General features: G+C 40.1%; 18 protein-coding genes and 1 tRNA gene. 3 read left to right on the forward strand and 16 right to left on the reverse strand.

All coding sequences use genetic code 11. From position 1 onward, the window contains the following. The first annotated feature begins 27 nt into the window (after nucleotides 1–27). Both F1737_RS03375 and F1737_RS03380 read left to right on the forward strand, forming a co-directional pair. A complete protein-coding gene (locus tag F1737_RS03375; protein ID WP_317137372.1) occupies nucleotides 28–1,422 on the forward strand; it encodes a deoxyribodipyrimidine photo-lyase in 1,395 nt (464 codons plus the stop codon). A 20-nt stretch (nucleotides 1,423–1,442) separates the two neighbouring features. Beyond that, nucleotides 1,443–1,727, forward strand: a complete 285-nt coding sequence (locus F1737_RS03380; protein WP_317137373.1) for a hypothetical protein — start codon at nucleotides 1,443–1,445, stop codon at nucleotides 1,725–1,727. A gap of 217 nt (nucleotides 1,728–1,944) precedes the next feature. Here F1737_RS03380 and F1737_RS03385 read toward each other — a convergent pair whose 3' ends face one another. The 16 genes from F1737_RS03385 to F1737_RS03460 all read right to left on the reverse strand — a co-directional run bounded on the left by F1737_RS03385 (nucleotide 1,945) and on the right by F1737_RS03460 (nucleotide 16,987). Next, nucleotides 1,945–2,313, reverse strand: a complete 369-nt coding sequence (locus tag F1737_RS03385; protein ID WP_317137374.1) for a 4Fe-4S dicluster domain-containing protein — start codon at nucleotides 2,311–2,313, stop codon at nucleotides 1,945–1,947. Between the two features lie 5 nt (nucleotides 2,314–2,318). Next, nucleotides 2,319–3,398, reverse strand: a complete 1,080-nt coding sequence (locus F1737_RS03390) for a hydrogenase large subunit (protein ID WP_317137375.1) — start codon at nucleotides 3,396–3,398, stop codon at nucleotides 2,319–2,321. A 3-nt stretch (nucleotides 3,399–3,401) separates the two neighbouring features. Further along, on the reverse strand, nucleotides 3,402–3,800 hold the full coding sequence (locus tag F1737_RS03395) for an NADH-quinone oxidoreductase subunit C (RefSeq protein ID WP_317137376.1): 399 nt from the start codon (nucleotides 3,798–3,800) through the stop codon (nucleotides 3,402–3,404). Continuing rightward, on the reverse strand, nucleotides 3,797–4,240 hold the full coding sequence (locus F1737_RS03400; protein ID WP_317137377.1) for an NADH-quinone oxidoreductase subunit B family protein: 444 nt from the start codon (nucleotides 4,238–4,240) through the stop codon (nucleotides 3,797–3,799). Before F1737_RS03400 ends, F1737_RS03395 begins: the two co-directional genes overlap by 4 nt. Nucleotides 4,241–4,256: 16 nt before the next feature. After that, nucleotides 4,257–5,132: a complex I subunit 1 family protein gene (locus F1737_RS03405; RefSeq protein ID WP_317137378.1), complete on the reverse strand. Its 876-nt coding sequence runs from the start codon at nucleotides 5,130–5,132 to the stop codon at nucleotides 4,257–4,259. Continuing rightward, nucleotides 5,129–7,060, reverse strand: a complete 1,932-nt coding sequence (locus tag F1737_RS03410) for an NADH-quinone oxidoreductase subunit 5 family protein (RefSeq protein WP_317137379.1) — start codon at nucleotides 7,058–7,060, stop codon at nucleotides 5,129–5,131. The genes F1737_RS03405 and F1737_RS03410 overlap by 4 nt, the downstream gene beginning before the upstream one ends. Nucleotides 7,061–7,319: 259 nt before the next feature. Then, entirely contained in the window at nucleotides 7,320–7,769 is a 450-nt protein-coding gene (locus tag F1737_RS03415; protein WP_317137380.1) for a NusA-like transcription termination signal-binding factor, read from the reverse strand. Nucleotides 7,770–7,773: 4 nt separating this feature from the next. Next, nucleotides 7,774–8,061, reverse strand: coding sequence for a 50S ribosomal protein L30e (locus F1737_RS03420; RefSeq protein WP_317137381.1), 288 nt, complete (start codon nucleotides 8,059–8,061; stop codon nucleotides 7,774–7,776). A gap of 23 nt (nucleotides 8,062–8,084) precedes the next feature. Further along, nucleotides 8,085–9,251, reverse strand: coding sequence for a DNA-directed RNA polymerase subunit A'' (gene rpoA2, locus F1737_RS03425; RefSeq protein ID WP_317137382.1), 1,167 nt, complete (start codon nucleotides 9,249–9,251; stop codon nucleotides 8,085–8,087). A 2-nt stretch (nucleotides 9,252–9,253) separates the two neighbouring features. Continuing rightward, nucleotides 9,254–11,899 (reverse strand): DNA-directed RNA polymerase subunit A', encoded by a 2,646-nt coding sequence (locus F1737_RS03430; protein ID WP_317137383.1) that lies wholly within the window; start codon nucleotides 11,897–11,899, stop codon nucleotides 9,254–9,256. 20 nt (nucleotides 11,900–11,919) lie between these two features. Further along, nucleotides 11,920–13,749, reverse strand: a complete 1,830-nt coding sequence (gene rpoB, locus F1737_RS03435; protein ID WP_317137384.1) for a DNA-directed RNA polymerase subunit B — start codon at nucleotides 13,747–13,749, stop codon at nucleotides 11,920–11,922. Next, a complete protein-coding gene (locus F1737_RS03440; protein ID WP_317137385.1) occupies nucleotides 13,746–15,305 on the reverse strand; it encodes a DNA-directed RNA polymerase subunit B'' in 1,560 nt (519 codons plus the stop codon). Before F1737_RS03440 ends, rpoB begins: the two co-directional genes overlap by 4 nt. A 37-nt stretch (nucleotides 15,306–15,342) precedes the next feature. Next, nucleotides 15,343–15,594 (reverse strand): DNA-directed RNA polymerase subunit H, encoded by a 252-nt coding sequence (locus F1737_RS03445; RefSeq protein WP_317137386.1) that lies wholly within the window; start codon nucleotides 15,592–15,594, stop codon nucleotides 15,343–15,345. A gap of 98 nt (nucleotides 15,595–15,692) precedes the next feature. Beyond that, nucleotides 15,693–15,766: transfer RNA gene (locus tag F1737_RS03450), tRNA-Lys, on the reverse strand. 219 nt (nucleotides 15,767–15,985) lie between these two features. Continuing rightward, nucleotides 15,986–16,606, reverse strand: coding sequence for a response regulator (locus F1737_RS03455; RefSeq protein WP_317137387.1), 621 nt, complete (start codon nucleotides 16,604–16,606; stop codon nucleotides 15,986–15,988). Then, on the reverse strand, nucleotides 16,607–16,987 hold the full coding sequence (locus tag F1737_RS03460; protein WP_317137388.1) for a roadblock/LC7 domain-containing protein: 381 nt from the start codon (nucleotides 16,985–16,987) through the stop codon (nucleotides 16,607–16,609). Nucleotides 16,988–17,307: 320 nt separating this feature from the next. On the opposite strand from F1737_RS03460, the gene F1737_RS03465 reads away from it, so the two are divergent. After that, nucleotides 17,308–17,640 carry a hypothetical protein gene (locus F1737_RS03465; RefSeq protein ID WP_317137389.1) on the forward strand — a complete coding sequence of 111 codons (333 nt, stop codon included), beginning with the start codon at nucleotides 17,308–17,310 and terminating at the stop codon, nucleotides 17,638–17,640. The last annotated feature ends 54 nt before the right edge of the window (nucleotides 17,641–17,694 follow it).

Raw genomic sequence — 17,694 nt, forward strand, 5'->3', positions numbered from 1 at the left:
TATCTTTAAAGTCTACAAAGGATTTTTATGATTTATGCTGGGGATGAAGTGGAGTTTGAAAACAGGATAACTTTGTTGAATGACAGGACTGTTAAATCAGGTGATTATGTTCTTTACTGGATGAATGCTTCAGTCAGATCCGAATATAATCATGCACTTGAATATTCGGCACTTACAGCAAACAAAATGAATCTTCCTTTGGTTGTTTATTTTGGAATTTACAGGAATTTTCCTGAATCAAACCTCAGACATTTTCAGTTTATGCTGGAAGGACTAAAGGAAACAGCAAAAGAACTTAAAAATCGTGGCTGTTTTGTATATTTTAGTTGTGAATCCCCGCCTCATGGTGCGATCAGGCTGTCAAAAAAAGCGGCTGTAATGATAGCTGATTATGGTTACCTCAGTATTCATAAGGAATGGTATGATGAAACGGCAAAAAAATCACAATGCCCAGTAATTTTAGCAGAATCAAATGTTGTGGTTCCTGTGTCAAAAGCATCTTTTAAGGAAGAGTGGTCTGCCGCAACAATAAGACGTAAGATTTCACCTCAGATCTCCCAATATCTTCTAAAACCAAAAAAAGAAAATCCAAAAAGAGATAACCTGAAAATTAATATTCCAAAAATGTATTTTGATCAGATTGATATAAAAGAAATTTTAAATTCACAAAGCCCTGATGGTAGTGTCCCTCCCTCTCCCTTTTTTAAAGGAGGTTATTTGGAGGCTAAAAAGCACCTTGACGTGTTCATCAAAAAAAAGCTTGCAGGGTATAATGATTTTAGAAACAACCCTGAATATGACTGCTTGTCAAATATGAGTCCCTATCTTCACTTTGGCCATATATCTCCGGTTGAGATTGCAATTGAAGTGGTGAATTCCGGATATTTGGACTATCATGATTATCTTGAACAACTGATTGTAAGAAGAGAACTTGCAGTTAATTTTGTCAGTTACAATCCGGACTATAATAATTTTAACTGCCTTCCGGAATGGTGCAAAAAAACACTTCTGGAACACCGGTTTGACATAAGGGAGTATCTGTATACCCCGGAGGATTTCGAAAGATCCAAAACCCATGATAAATACTGGAATGCTTCCAACGATGAACTTAAGATATCAGGGAAAATGCATGGATATATGAGAATGTACTGGGGGAAAAAAATACTCGAATGGTCAAAAAATCCAATCGAAGCTTTTGAAACTGCACTTTATCTTAACAACAAATATTCTCTTGACGGTCGTGATCCAAATAGTTATGCGGGAATTGCATGGTGTTTTGGAAAGCATGACAGGGCCTGGATGGAAAGACCTGTTTTTGGAAAGATCAGATATATGAATGAAAATGGTCTTAAAAGGAAATTTAATCCTGATTTATATGTAGAAAAAGTTTCGGGATTATCATACGGGAAAAATTTATCATGAATTAGTTGTAATCAGGCAGTATGTCTGTTTGTGTGAACTATGAGAAATGCCCGTTTCTCAAGAAATACAGATCAGAACTTGAAGAGAACAATAATCTTAAAAATAGTATTCAGTTTTATTGCATGGGTGGATGGGATGACAGATGTACCAGGAGAAGCATTGCAGAGGTGCTTGGTGGATCTGAATATGTACCGGTCAATATGATGCCTGAAGGAAGGCCTTTACCAGGTACTGGAGTTGAGGGGTGGTCTGAAGAAATTTTAATCCTTGCACAAAAGTACACGGGTCTTGATTTCAGGGATTAATCAAAATCAGGGAATCTGATATAAAAGCCAATTATTTGCAGAATTGTACTTGTGGGTATTTATTTTCCAGTAATACATATCTGGTTAGATATTAATTTCTATAATGTGGTAAATTTTTGTCTGAGAATGATATCTGGTTAATTTACTTCATCTAGGGCTGGCTCATCAGGCACAAAGCATAAAAAAATAATATAGTATATTATTATTATTATTATTATTATTCTGTAAATTTCTCTTCTGCTACCGGTGGTGCAGTAAAACGGTCAATTGCCGGGCCTTCAGTGACCGGAGCATGGTACTGGTTTGTCATTGAAAGACAGTTTTTCGGGCATGCTTCCACGCAGGAATTACATGATATGCATCTGAACCTGTTAATCTGCCAGGTTCTGTCGTTTTTAGAAAATTCAATACAATCTGACGGACAATGTCTGCTGCAAAGACCACAAAATATACAGTCTTCCATTCTAATTTCAATCTGACCTCTTGTAGCCTCAAATTTTTTTGCTGGTTCAAACGGGTAACGGATTGTTGAGGGTCCCCTTGCAAGGGTTTTGAAGATTGTTTTTGTAATAGAAAATAATCCCATTTAAATCACCTCTCCGCACACCCGATACAAGGATCTATTGAAAGAACAATGACAGGTACATCTGCCATTTCGCAGCCTGCAAGCATCTTTACAAGAGGAGGTATGTTTGTAAGCGTCGGTGTTCTGACCCTTTCTCTCTGGATAAACTTTTTCCCGTTGCCTTTAATGTAATGGACACACTCTCCACGTGGCTGTTCAACGCGTGAGAAGTATTCACCATCCGGATTTCCCTTAACCTTTATTTCAATGTCTCCTGACGGTATGTTTTCTGCTGCCTGCTTAATTAGATCTATAGACTGAAGAACTTCTTTTGCACGAACCATACATCTTGAGTAACAGTCACAGCCATTTTCAGTTACCGGCTTAAAGTCAAGATCACCGTATGCCGCATATCCTGTATCTCTTATATCGATTGCAATGCCACTGCCCCTTGCGGTAGGACCGACTGCACCCAGATCGTATGCTTCTTCTTTTGAAAGCATACCTATACCTTTGGTTCTGTGTTTTACAGTACTTTCATCAAAGAAGACATTATTGAGTTCCTCAATTTCAGGTGCCATTTTTTCAAGGTCTAAAATCATCTCTTTTAATTTGGAATCTGAAATATCCTTTCTGACACCGCCGACCTTGCATGAACTCTGAATAACGCGTCCGCCTGTGGTCTCTTCCATTGCATCCAGAACCTTTTCACGGAGTCTCCACGAGTTCATAAAGAGATTTTCGAATCCCATTGAATCTGCAAAGAGCCCCATCCAGAGAAGATGGCTGTGCATTCTTGAATACTCGGACCAGATGGTTCTAAGATAATGTGCTCTTGGCGGAACATCAACATCCATTATATTTTCAATACCCTGACAATACGCAAGACTGTGTATGAAGCTACAAATTCCACAGATGCGTTCTGCAATAAAGACATAATCCTTATATTCGCGGATTTCAACGAGTTTTTCAAGGCCCCTGTGAACGTATCCTATTGATGGTATTGCCTCAACGACATGTTCATCTTCCAGGACAAGATCGAGGTGTATTGGCTCAGGGAGGACAGGGTGCTGGGGCCCGAAAGGAACCACTACTCTTCTGGACATAAATCAGTTCTCCTCCTTTTTGCTTTCAGCATTATTTTTTTTATCTGTCTTTGTTACTTTGACATTAAACGGATTTTTAATGCTTGTTTTAATGAGATTTCCTTTGAAATCGAGATTAATCCCTTTAACATTTACTCCGTAGAGATCGTGCATCTCGTTTTCATAAATGAATGCTCCCCAGTAAATATCTGATACGCTTGGGATTTCAATGCCTTCGGTGATTGAGATTCTCAGGTTTTCAAATTTGTAATCTTTTTCGAAGGAGTAGTTAATCTCAAATGTTTCATCATACTTCCCGCATCCGATTTGAACAAGACGAAAACCATTTCCATGCATATCCCTGACATTGGAAATGAGATCTTCCGGTTTGATTTCGGTTATCTTTTGATCTTCAATAGTCATTTCTGTTCACCTCCGGTTTTGTATGCTTCACGTTTTTTCTCAAGTACATCAAGTGCTTTTACAATTCCGTCAATAATTGATTCAGGCCTTGCTGCACATCCCGGAACATAAACATCAACAGGTATGAGTTCATTGATGCCTCCTGCAATGTTGTAGCACTGGCGGAAAACTCCTCCTGATGATGCACATATGCCTATGGCTACAACAACATTTGGTTTTGGCATCTGGTCATAAATGTTTTTTATGACCTGTCTGTTTTGTTCGTTAACCCCGCCGGTCACAACAAATACATCGGCATGTTTGGGATTTCCTGTATTCAGGATTCCAAAACGCTCAACGTCATATAGGGGTGTCAGGCAGGCTAAAACCTCAATATCACAACCGTTGCAGCTTGAGGCATCATAGTGTATTATCCATGGGGATTTTTTTAGATATGACATGATTTTTTAACCTCCTCTAAATGAAATAAAGTGCCATAAGATTTACGACTCCAAACACTGCTGTTATTATCCAGCAGCTTTTCAACAATAACTGCCATTTGATTCTTGCAGTTGCATTGTCCACTAAAAGTTCAAGGAAATAGACTACAATTAGTGCGATCAATCCAATTACCGGAGCTGCCATTCCAAAGAACAGGAACAGGAATCCCAGCAGAAATACAAGTTCGTAAAGATGTGCTATTTCAGTCATCCCAAGTGTTGAACCCGAAAATTCTGTGGTAAGACCTTTTACAAGTTCCTGGTGAGCATGGTGTGAAGTTGAAAGGTCAAATGGTGATTTTCTAAGTTTTATTGTGAAAACATAGACCATTCCTATGAATATCCCAGGCATCAGAATAATCGGAGCAACACTGTTTTGCAGGATTCCCAGGGTGTCAAATGTTTTTGTAATTTCATAAAAACCGATTGCAGCGATTATGATAATCGGTTCAAATGCCATTAACTGAATAAGTTCTCTTTCTGCACCTACGTGGGCATATGGAGAACCCGTTGAATATGCTCCAAGTACAAGAAATACATGAGCAAGAGTCAGTGCAAATATTACCAGCAGGATGTCGCTTCCTGCAAAGAATAAAACACCTGTTACAATTATGAATATCAGGTAGCTGAATATCCAGAAATTCTGTGACTCATGAACAACAATATTTTCCTTTTCAAACAGCTTGAATATATCATAAAGTGGCTGAAGAACCGGTGGTCCGACTCTTCCCTGCATTCTGGCTGTGATTTTACGGTCAATTCCTGTGATTACAGCTCCTATAAAGGGAGCAAGTATCACAAATAATATTGCGCCTGCCAGTTGATATACGGGAATATTCTCTATAATATTCATATGAACATCACCATCCCGGAAAGAATCATTGCAGCCAGTATAAACAAAATTGCAATGATAATTATTGTTAAAAGGTTACCTGCTTTTGCGATTTTTTCTTCACCAAAATATTCTTCCAGGTAGTAGTTGGACATTTCCAGATCCTTCTTTATTCCCATGCTACCGCTAAATGACATGTCAGCCCCTGTTGGCCTGGCACACATGTACTGCTGCTTTATTGTTCTTCCCTTTCCAAAGTGCAACAGTGAAAGAGGCAGAAGCACGATCAATACGAGCATCATTATCATTATGATCATATTGTTCAGGCTTAAAAGATGAGAAGCCGTTCCATATACTTCTCCAAGGTATGGTTCAATTAATTCACTTGAGATAAGTGGGAAGAACAGGCAGGTAATTACAGTAAGTCCTCCCAGTGCATAAATAGCAGTCATTTCCTGTCCGGATGCCTCTTTTTTGAGAGGCTCTGATTTTGTCCTGACTTCTATTAGTTTTCCCATCCACTTTGCCCAGAAGAACACTGTTATTCCACTTCCATAGGCTATTATTGCCACAAGCAGCATTCCAAAAGGCGGAAGAGCATTTACAAATGCGTGAATTGTTGCCCATTTTGATATGAGCATTCCAAATGGTGCGAGAAACATTCCGGCAATTCCTATAAGCATCATTGTTGCGATCTTTGGCATTGTTGCAATAAGGCCGGACATATCCTCAATATCCCTTGAGTGTTTTTTGTGTTCAACCGAACCTACTGACAGGAATAATAGTGACTTTGCAACTGCATGGAATATTATCAGAAGTATCGCTGCCCAGACAGCTTCCTGGGTGCCTATTCCTGCACATGCCACAACAAGTCCGAGGTTTGCAATTGTAGAATAAGCCAGAACTTTCTTGGCATTGCTCTGACTGATTGCTATTGCGGATGCGAAAAGGAATGTGAATGCTCCAACAAGTGAGATCATGATTCCTATAAGATTTCCTTCAAAAACTGGAGCAAATCTGACAATCACATAAACACCTGCTTTTACCATTGTGCTTGAATGGAGAAGTGCAGATACCGGTGTTGGTGCAATCATAGCCCCGACAAGCCATGATGAAAAAGGCATCTGTGCTGATTTAGTAAGTCCTGCAAAACCTATCAGAGCTGCAGGTATTAGTGCAACTGCAGGGCCTGCTGCAATCAGGTTATTCAGATATATATATTCAGCATTTCCTGAGAACAACAGTATAAACATTATCGAAAATGCAAATGCAACTCCTCCAAGAGTATTCAACAAAAGGGCCCAGAATGCGTTTTTCCAGGCAATTTCGTCTCTTGCATATCCGATTAAAAGGAACGAACAAAGAGTTGTAATTTCCCAGAACAGGAACAGCCATACAATGTGATTTGAGAATACTATTCCAAACATTGCAGAAAGGAACAGGAACATCAGGAAGAAAAACAAAGGCCTTCTGTCTTTGATTTCTTTGTGGTGGTCCTGATAGCTTTTCATATATCCGACAGCGTAAACACAGATTAAACTTCCAATAATGCCTATAATCAGTGCCATTATCACTGAAAATTCATCTAAAAAGAGTTCCTGTGATAATGCTGCATGTGATACGGCAAAATTTTCAGCATAAAGGATAGCTGCTGTCTGAATTGCCACGAGTACCGCAATCAGATAGTGTTTGAATTTAACACTTATTCCAATGATGAACAGTGCGATTGCAACTTCAATTGCAATCATTAAAGTGCCTGTCAGTTCTGAGCCAATGGTATAAAATGATAAACCATTCCCATATGTGGTGACAAACAGATATAATGAAGCAACTGCTGTAACAACCGCTGATATTTTAACGATTGAATCTCTCAATCCACCATTAGGAAGCACTAGCATAAGAAGTGCTGCAATAAGTGGAAAGAGGATTAAAAAGATTAGTATGTCCACATATATCCCTCTGATTCTAATATTCGGGTTTAACACTATTTATCATTTACAATTTAACATATTCGTGAATAATCACAAAGAATTGAATTTGTTCTGCAAAATAGCGTTATTTATTGTTTATGTGCTCAGAATGGATTTAATCAGTCAATATGGTTAAAAATGTCCTGATATAATTTTAAATTTGGGATGCGCGAAAAAAGCGGACTATAATTCAGTCTTCAATAAATATCATGATTAATTATTTATACTAAAAAGATAATTAAAGAGTTTCTTCTGTAATTATCTGAACATTTACTATGTCGTGCTGGCGTTCTGCAAGCTTGTTTGCCTTGAAAATGTTCTTTCCCCCTTTTCCAATAGCAATGCCCCGATCTTCCTCTTCAACATCAACATTTGCAATGTATTCGCCTTCCTCATTTTCTGTAATCTCAACAGAGATTACACGGGCCGGTAAGAAGCAGTTTTTAATGAATTGCTCTGCATCGTTAGAAAATTCAACAACTTCAATTTTTTTGCCAAGTTCCTCAGAGGCTTTTTTAATGCTTGCACCCTGCTTTCCAATAGCACGGCCCATGTCCCCTGGATTGATAACAAAAATGAGGCGTTCATTTCTTTCATCAACAATACAGTCGCGGCTTCCTGCACCTGTAATGTCTTCAAATTGCTTCATCAGCTGAAGACTCTGTTCGTTTAAGACGATTTCACCCATATACTTATGCCCTCTTTAGGCTGAGGATATCAGAATCTCCTGCTTCTAAGATTGCAAGAGCACTTACAAAGTGTGGTCTTCCGCAGGACACTCCGAGTGCCTTGCTTGAGTCATCATACGTGTAGGTGAATACATTCTGTTCATTTAAATATGAAATAAATTCTTCAGGACAATTGTTTGCAACAACAATCATCTGTGCTTTTCCCTCTGAAATACAATCTTTTGTTTCTTTCTGTCCGATAACGACAGAGCCTGACTTAATTGCGCGTCTGAGAGACGTTTCGAAATCCATTGAAATTCTCCTAAAATTTTGTTTTAATTTAATTTTGGTTTTGCTATAAGCTTTACATCGCCTGTACCAAGCTGTATCGGCTGACCGACGATAACATTCTCGGTAACACCTTCGAGGATATCTTCTTCGTTTGCAATGGCTGCGTCAAGAAGGTGGTTGACTGTGACTTCAAATGCTGCACGGGAAAGAACACTTTCTTTCTCGCCTGCAATACCATGTCTTCCAATCTGTTTGACTTCTCCTTCAAGGCACATCATATCGGCAACCAGCATGATATGACGAACGTCGACTGAGATACCCTGCTCACGAAGTGTACTTAGCGCTTCATCAATGATAGCATTTCTGCCTGCTTCAATACCCAGAACCTCGGAAATTTCGGCTATGTTGTTTGTTCGGGTACGGGAAGTATCTACACCTTCTACCTCAAATACACCCTTAAGGTTAGATCCTTCAGTATATAGAATATACTCTCCGCTCTCCTTTCTGACAACAACACGTTCAATGTCATCAATACCCTGTACAATTACTTTTCTAACCTGTTCTGCCAGTATAAACAGGTTTTGATAGCTGTCCCTGTCCTTTGGAAGAAAGATTAATCTTGCATTGTCGGGATCCTGTTCTGCTTCGAAATCCCTGTAATGGCTTCTATCTTTGATTTTTTGTGGAGCACGCTCGAGAATATCCTCGACAGATATCTTCCTCTTCTTACAAACTTCACGGTTGAGCTGGACATTAACTTTCATTTCCAGCATATCAGTTGTAATATCTCCAAATTCATGGAGAGGCGCGGCTTCAATCTGCCAGCTGACTTCACGTGCCATGTCACGATTTATTTTGTAATCTCCTTCAAGATAGATTGTCATTGTTGGTGTGCTTGGAGATTTCCTTGCATCCATGATTTCTATCAAACGGGGCAGACCGAGAGTTACGTTAATTTCAGCTACACCCGCATAGTGGAAAGTACGCATTGTCATCTGAGTACCCGGTTCCCCTATTGACTGGGCAGCTATGATACCGACAGCTTCGCAGGGTTCAACACGGGTTGCGTCATATTCTTCCAGGACACGTTCCATTATAAGATCAAAATCTTTTTTGGAGATGTCTTTAGGGCCAAGGTATTTTTTAAGATCATTTTTTGTTTTTTCAGGGAGTTCCGCTTCTTCGATCTGATTTAACATATCTGGATCCATTTTCAGGACACCTCCTCTTTTAGGACACTTTCAACAATTCCCTTGACATCAACCGGATCTCCGTAACTGCTCCTGGCAGGATCAGTTGAATCTTCACCATATTTGAACTGGATAATCTTACCGCCGGATGTTCTGACTGTATTGTCATATCCGACTTTTAAGTCCTGGAGAGCGTTAATCATACGTCTCTGGAGGTAACCACTCTGTGATGTACGAACTGCAGTATCGACAAGACCTTCACGACCACCAATTGCATGGAAGAAGAATTCTGTTGGTGTTAATCCACTCTTGTAACTGTTCTTAACAAAACCGTGGGCTTCTGCACCGCGTTCTCCTCTCTTGAAGTGTGGAAGTGTTCTGCCTTCATAACCACGTGTAATACGCTCACCACGTACTGCCTGCTGTCCGATACACCCTGCCATCTGTGTCAGGTTAAGCATTGAACCACGGGCACCACTGACTGCCATTACCACAGCACTGTTTGAAAGACCAAGGTGGCGTCCTGCAATATCACCAGTACGGTCACGGGCTTTTCCAAGTACCTGCATGATCTGCATTTCAAGGGTTTCTTCAAGAGTACGTCCGGGCATTGGTTCAAGTTGTCCGTCTTCGTAGATTCTAATGCGACGCTCTACATCATCTGTAGCATTTTGTAGAACCTCACCAATCTGACCGTATTCGATCTTTGTAAGATCTTCATCATCAATTCCGAATGAGAACCCGTCGTTCATGATTCCGCGAATTGAAAGTTTGGTAACATCATCAACAAACCGGCGTCCGCGTGGAAGTCCGAATCTGCGAATAATTCTCTGAAGGATAGTTCCGTCAAAAGCACCTATTGATTTTTTATCAATTGTACCGCATATCAGGTTTCCATCAATAATCTTGACGTAAGCGTCACGTTCACAATTTTCATATTTGCAGGTTTCACAGTTGCTGCATGAACTTGCACGATACATCATGTTTAGATCATCAGGCAGAATCATTGAAAAGACCTGTTTGTTAGACCAGTATTCTTTTCCATCTTCTATTTTGCCTGGTTCAGGTAGATGTTCCGGCAGGCTTGAGCGGAGGAGATATAATACCGTACCTTTGTCAAACCACCGCATGGTGTGAGTAAGTATGAATATACCTGAAATGTGGTCGTGTATACCTCCAATAATCGGACCGCCAAAACGTGGTGAAAGAATGTTTTCCTGAACATTTGCAAGTAGATCTGCTTCCGCACGTGCTTCTTCTGTCTGTGGGACGTGCAGGTTCATTTCATCACCATCAAAATCCGCGTTGTATGGTGGACAAACCGCAGGGTTCAAACGGAAAGTCTTCCCGTTCATTATGATCATACGGTGTGCCATAATACTCATTCTGTGCAGTGAAGGCTGACGGTTGAAGAGTACAACATCACCGTTTCTCATTTGTCGGTCGACTGTCCATCCGGGCTCAAGTATTTCAGCAACATTTTCTTTTGTTGCATCTGTAAGACGCATACGTCTTCCATCCGGCCTTATTGCATAATTTGCACCGCAAGGTGAATCAATAGTCGGACGGTTTGGTCCTGTCAGAACCATTGCTCTGATTTCATCAATATTAAACGGAGTTACCCTGATTGGAACACTCATCTCATTTGCAATAGCAAGCGGGATACCTACCTGATTAATGGAGAGGTTTGGATCCGGAGATATGACAGTACGTGCCGAGAAGTTAACACGCTTACCGGAGAGTGATCCGCGGAAACGTCCGTCTTTACCTTTTAGGCGTTGTGAAATTGTTTTCAGGGGCCTGCCGCTTCTGTGGCGAGCCGGTGGACAACCTGCCACTTCATTATCCAGGTATGTTGTAACGTGGTACTGTAAAAGCTCCCATAAATCCTCAATAATTAATTGAGGTGCACCAGCATCCTGATTCTCCTTGAATCTTTGATTGATACGTATGATATCAACAAGTTTGTGAGTAAGATCATCTTCTGATCTCTGTCCGTTTTCAAGGATAATTGAAGGACGCATTGTTACAGGAGGAACTGGCAGTACTGTCAGGCATGTCCATTCCGGTCTTGCAACATCCGGATTTATTCCTAATAAACGAAGATCTTCCGGAGGTATTTTTTCAAGGCGGGCACGAATATCTGCAGGAGTCAGTTTGTGCTCAACTTTTTTACCGTTTTCATCAGTTATTACTTCAGAAAATGTAGTCGGCTTTTCAAAGTTGATCTTTAACTGTTGTTCCCCACAATAGGGGCATATACGCTCTTTCTTGATATCCTTCTCAGAAATCAGATCTTCATTTCTTTCTTCTTCCGGACCGAGAACCTTGCTGACTTCATCCGGACTTAAAAGAAGATGTCCACACCCTCTGCATGAAACACGCAGAAGTTTTCTGATCAGTCTTGTATATCCTACATGAATTACCGGCTTGGCGAGTTCAATGTGCCCGAAGTGACCCGGACATTCGCTTGCCTTATTTCCGCATGTCTTGCAGCGAAGACCAGGATCAATTACACCAAGATGAAGATCCATTAATCCCTGTGGGTAGGGGAAGCCGTCATCATCATAGGTATCTGCCCAGATGATTTTTCGGACACTCATTTTACGGATATCTTTTGGTGATAATAATCCAAACTCTATTTTTCCGACTCTTTTTGGACTTGTCATTTTTAATTAGGCCCCCTTTATTATACCTGATCCTCAAGATGCATTCTTGGTGCTATGCACATACTTTTCATTTCATCCAAGAGAAGTTTGAATGCATAACTCATTTCTACAGAGTAGATGTCTGTTTCATTTCCACAGGCAAGACAACGGGTGACATTGCGGTTTCTGTCAAGGAATGCAATCATACCACATTTTGCACAGACATATTGCTCTACTTTATCAGATTCATCTAAAAGACGTTCTTTCAGAGCCATTGCAGCACCGTGTCCTATTAATACATCACGTTCCATTTCTCCGAATCTCAGACCACCCTCACGTGCACGTCCTTCTGTTGGCTGGCGTGTTAAAACCTGTACCGGACCGCGTGAACGGGCATGCATTTTTGAAGATACCATGTGGTAAAGTTTCTGGTAGTAGATAACGCCAACGTAAATATCTGCTTTAAACTGTTTGCCGGTGATACCGTCATACATTACTTCACGGCCGTTATGTGCGAATCCGAGAGCCTTTAAAGATTTTCTCAAGACTTCTTCGGATTCTCCTCCAAAAGCTGTAGCATTGATTCTTCTTCCTTCCAGAGAACCAACCTTTCCACCAAGCATCTCAAGCATGTGACCTACTGTCATACGTGAAGGGATAGCGTGTGGATTTATAACCAGATCAGGTGCAATACCGGCTTCGGTAAATGGCATATTTTCCTGTGGGATAATAAGTCCTACAACACCTTTCTGACCGTGACGGGATGCAAACTTGTCACCTACTTCAGGTACACGGAGATCACGTGTTCTTACCTTTACAAGGCGTGATGAATTCTCACCCTCTGTCACAATTACCGTGTCAACGATACCATGTTCATTGCTTCTCATTGTAACAGATGTGTCGCGGCGCTTTTCAACTGCAATAAGTTCTCCGCTTGGTTCCTCAAGGAAACGGGGCGGGGATGTTTTACCGATGAGAACATCTTTTTCCTTGACAATTGTTTCAGGATTGATAATACCGTCACTGTCAAGATTCTGGTAATATTCAGAACCATGAGCTCCTGAAACTTCTTCGTCAGGAACTTCGATCTTGTCTACCTGACCTCCAGGGTATCTTCTTTCTTCTCCATCATATGTTCTGAAGAAGTGGGAGCGGCCTACCCCTCTTTCAATAGAAGCTTTGTTGTAGATCAATGAATCTTCAATATTGAAACCTTCGTAAGATAAAACTGCAACTACAAGGTTTTGTCCGGCTGCACGGTCATCTGAGCCAATAACTCTGGATGTCTGTGTATGAACAAGTGATTTCTGTACATAGTGAAGAAGATGGCCACGTGTATCCGGCCTTAACTTCATATTTGAAGAACCGAATCCGAGTGCCTGTTTGATCATACCTGCACCCATTGTTACACGTGGTGATGCATTGTGTTCAGGGAAAGGAACGTGTGCCGCACCTAATCCAAGAATGAGAGATGCATCAATTTCAAGATGTGTATGTTCCTGAGTCAGATCATCTTCTTTAATTGCGATATACAGATCTTCCTCTTCCTCGGCATCTATGAATTCAATAAGACCTTCCGCTACAAGATCCATGAAATCAATTTCATGGGATTTAAGCCTTGCAATGTCTTCGTTTGTTAGAAGTGGGCGTCCTCCTTCAACAATTATTAACGGACGGCGTGCTCTTCCTCTGTCTGTGTGAATGATAATGTCGCCGTTATATTTCTTGTGTGAAATGTTGATTTGGGGGGATAATTCTCCTCTTCTTCTCATTCGTTGAACATTGGATACAAGTCCCACAGGATCATCACAGAGACCTATGAGTGCTCCGTCAACGAATACTCTTGATTTTTTTGTTAAGTTAGAGCTCATAATACCTCCCTTTTGAGTTCTTCCACACCAAGGTTGTAGAGCATTCTGTTAATTGCCTGCTCGTCTTTAACTCCTTTTGAGATTTCAACCATTTGAGCAAAGTTTTTAACAAGACCACAATTTGGACCTTCAGGAGTTTCCGAAGGACATATTCTTCCCCATTGTGTCGGGTGAAGATCACGGGCCTCAAAGTGAGGTTGTGAACGGGACAATGGTGATATTACACGGCGCAGGTGAGATACAACTGCCATATGATCAACTCTGTCTAATAACTGTGAAACACCGGTTCTTCCACCAACCCAGTTTCCAGTTGCAAGAGGATGCAGAAGTCTCTCTGTTAAAACATCTGCACGAACAGCCGTGCTGATTGACAAATCCCTGTGTCTCATGCTTGCACGTTCCAGCTGGTATTTCACATCACGTGTAAGTCTGTTCAGTGAAATACGGAATAAATCTTCCATCAAATCCCCGGCAAGTTTCAGACGCTTGTTTGAATAGTGATCTTTATCATCAATTTTTCTTCTGTCAAGGACAAGATCAAAACAGGCTTCTCCCATTCTTCCAAGGAAGTGTGCTTTTGCAAGGCGGACACTTTCAACTGCTGCTTGGTATCCGGGATCTTCTTCTTTTATTCCTGCAGGCATCAGCTCATTTAAGTGCGGAAGGAGGTAATTGTCAAGAACAAACTCTGCACGCTTTTTCTGGTAATCTTTTGTCTGATTTGGTGCAAGTTTTTTACCAACGTACATTATACCTTCTTCAGTGTTGTCGCATTCACTTTCTTCGAGATTCTGGAGCATGAAGGTAAGAACGTCTTCATCTGTTGAAACAGCATTTACAACATCTTCATCGCTATTGAGACCAAGTGCACGCATTAAATCTACGAATTTAAGGTGACCTGCAACAGACGGAAATGAAACTTCCAAAATATTTTTCTTGTTTCTTTCAACAATGACAAGTGCACGATATCCGCGATACTGGGAGAATACTTTAGCAACGTATATTCTTTCATTGTATCTTTCGGTGTATTCTGTCATGATCTTATTTGATGCAAGATCTTCCAGTGTCATTAATACACGTTCAGAACCGTTTACGATGAAATATCCTCCCGGATCGTGTGAATCTTCACCATGTTCTATTCTCTCATCGTCTGAGAGTCCACACAGGTTACAGACGCTGGATCCAACCATTACAGGTAATTGCCCTATGGTTGTTGTCACTGTTTCCTGTCTTTCGTCTCCCTGAACCAGTACCATATCCAGCTGTATTGGAGCAGCATAGGTCAGGTTTCTGAGACGGGCTTCGCTTGGGTAAAGACCGGACTGTGATCCGTCTGCTTCACGAACCACTGGTTTTTCTACCCTTATAGTGCCTAGTTCAACCCATACAGGTTCATTGTCTTTTCCTCTTTGAGCTATGTCAGTTTCAATGACACGCTGTTCATCTACAACTTTCTGTAAATTGTAGTCTAGGAAATAATTGTATGAATCAAGCTGATGGCGCGCAACGTGTGCGCGTGAAAAATACGCTTCAGATAATGTTTTACGATCTAACAAACGAGACCACCCTGGGAATTAATAAAATTTGAATTAATTATTTCTTTGGCCTCTTTACGACCATTCTATACGCTTCGGCCAGACCAGCGGTTTGACTTGTGCGGACAATCCTGATTACGTCATTGATCTTTGCTCCAACTTCTTTTACTGCCGGATCATCGTGGTAAATTTTTGGAAGCTGGTCACGGGTAATCTGGTAGAAAGTAAGCAGATCCTGGATCTCTTCCTGACTCATGATTTGATGGTCAGGTACCATAACATGTTTTAATACCGAAAAATTGGTGCTCATCTCTTAGCCCCTGATGATATATTGAGTTTTGTTCAGATGCATCACCGTTGAAAAAATACCAAAATACGCCACATTTTGGTCTTATGTTTTGTGGCAAACGGGCCCAAGGGGATTTGAACCCCCGACCACCTGGTTAAAAGCCAGGCGCTCTGCCTAACTGAGCTATAGGCCCTCTCTGATTTGTCCAGTCAGCATTATTACAATGAGGTATTTGATATTAAATCTTTCTATCGTTTATATACTTGTGTGATATCTGATGTATTATTAAATCTGATTGCCGCGCAACATAGATCATATTTAAAAAAATAATTTTTCATAAGTTTTTTATTATGTATTATTTTATTCTTTTATCAGTCCTTTTTATGAAATAAATTTCTCACAATTATGGATATTATTGGTTAAATGATTTTTTAATCTGTGCCAGGCGTTCTTCCTGGAGTTTAATGCTCATTTCCATACTTTTTATGGCTTGTGAAATATTTTCTCCAACTTTTACGTCTTCATCATTTAGGTTGTATGTTGATTCAAGAATTTTGAAAAGGCGCTTTAAGACGTCAACACTTTTGCTAAGGCGTTCATATTCTTCGACGATTTGTTCTTCAACCCCTGCTTCCTTTGCCCCGTCAACATCTTTGGAAATACTCTCCCGGCGTTTTAGAATGTATTCTATTGCATCGTAAAGTTGTCTGTGGGTTGTTGGTTTCATAACATAATCTTCAATGTAGGCCCCATATTCCTGTGCCTCCTCGGGTGTAAGTTGTTTTGCAGTAAGCATCATCACAGGAATTTCTTTTGTTTCGGGGTTTGCTTTGATATTTTCGAGAGTTTCCCAGCCGTCCATGGGTTCCATCATAATATCCAGAAGTATGAGGTGCGGGGTGATCTCTTTTAATTTTTCCAGGCATTCGGGGCCGCTGTATGCAGCAATTGGTGCATAACCTCCACGTTCAAGCATGGCAACGAATACGTCGACAATCATCGGGCTGTCATCAACTACCAGAATATTGTACATTTAGATCTCCTCCCCTATTTTTTCAGATAATTGTGATATTAAATTTTTGACTTCTGATGTATTGACTGTGTCGGTAATAACTGTGGCGATAAGATTTCTTTTTCCTGCTGCTTTGATCATAATATATCCATCTTTTTTAACCGTTTCAACAAGAATATATTCCGGGGTGCTTATATGAAATGTGCTACATGCTGCCTCTGCAGAAGCATATAATGTAGCTCCGGTTATTCCCAGAAATGGTGAGGGTGCCTTGCTGCTGTCGGATTTACCAATTATCTGACCTTCGGTAGATACAATTGAGCAGGCCAGAACTCCTTCTATGGCCATAATTTCCGATATAAAATCATTAATTTTTGTCTTTAAAGGGCCGCTTTCATTCATTTATATGATACCTCTAAATGCACTTATTCTTTATACATATGATCTATATTGCATATTAGCTTTGTATGGCTTAAGAGTTATTCTGTATTATTGCATTTCATGAAAATATTTGTTTAGGATTAATCTCTTGGTTTGATCACAGAATCATGTAATAAAAATATTATATCCCTTTAGCAATATCTAAACCTAAGATGATTTTACCGGATGGCAGTTACAAGGCATTTATTCTAAATAGCAATTTTTTAAGAATTTTAGAAATAATCCGGACATATAATTTTACCGGAAGATGTGAGGCTGAATCAGGTGAGTTCTTTTACCGGTTGGTATTTAATAATGGTTATGCTGTTCTTTCTGAATCCGGAACCGGAAAAAGTGATGGCGTTATAGAAGAGATAAAAAACCTTTCTGCGAAAGATTTGTTCAGTTTTAAATTATTTGAATATTCTTACGATGAACTGACTTCTGCAATAGAGGATAATCCTGAATTTGTATTGGAAAAAACCTCTTTATTTTCTGAACTGGCCATTAATTCTTTTGAAGCTGATCTGGAAAATCTCAGTAACATAAATATTGTTGATTTTGAGGAAAAAATATCCAAAAATATGACCCAATTATTGAAGGATATGGATTTTGATCATCTTATCCCAAAATAATATATGCTCAAAATAAAAGACATGGGTTTGAACTTAATAACACATAATCCATAT

This window comes from Methanoplanus sp. FWC-SCC4, assembly GCF_032878975.1.
In the GTDB taxonomy this organism is placed as follows: Archaea; Halobacteriota; Methanomicrobia; order Methanomicrobiales; family Methanomicrobiaceae; genus Methanochimaera; species Methanochimaera problematica.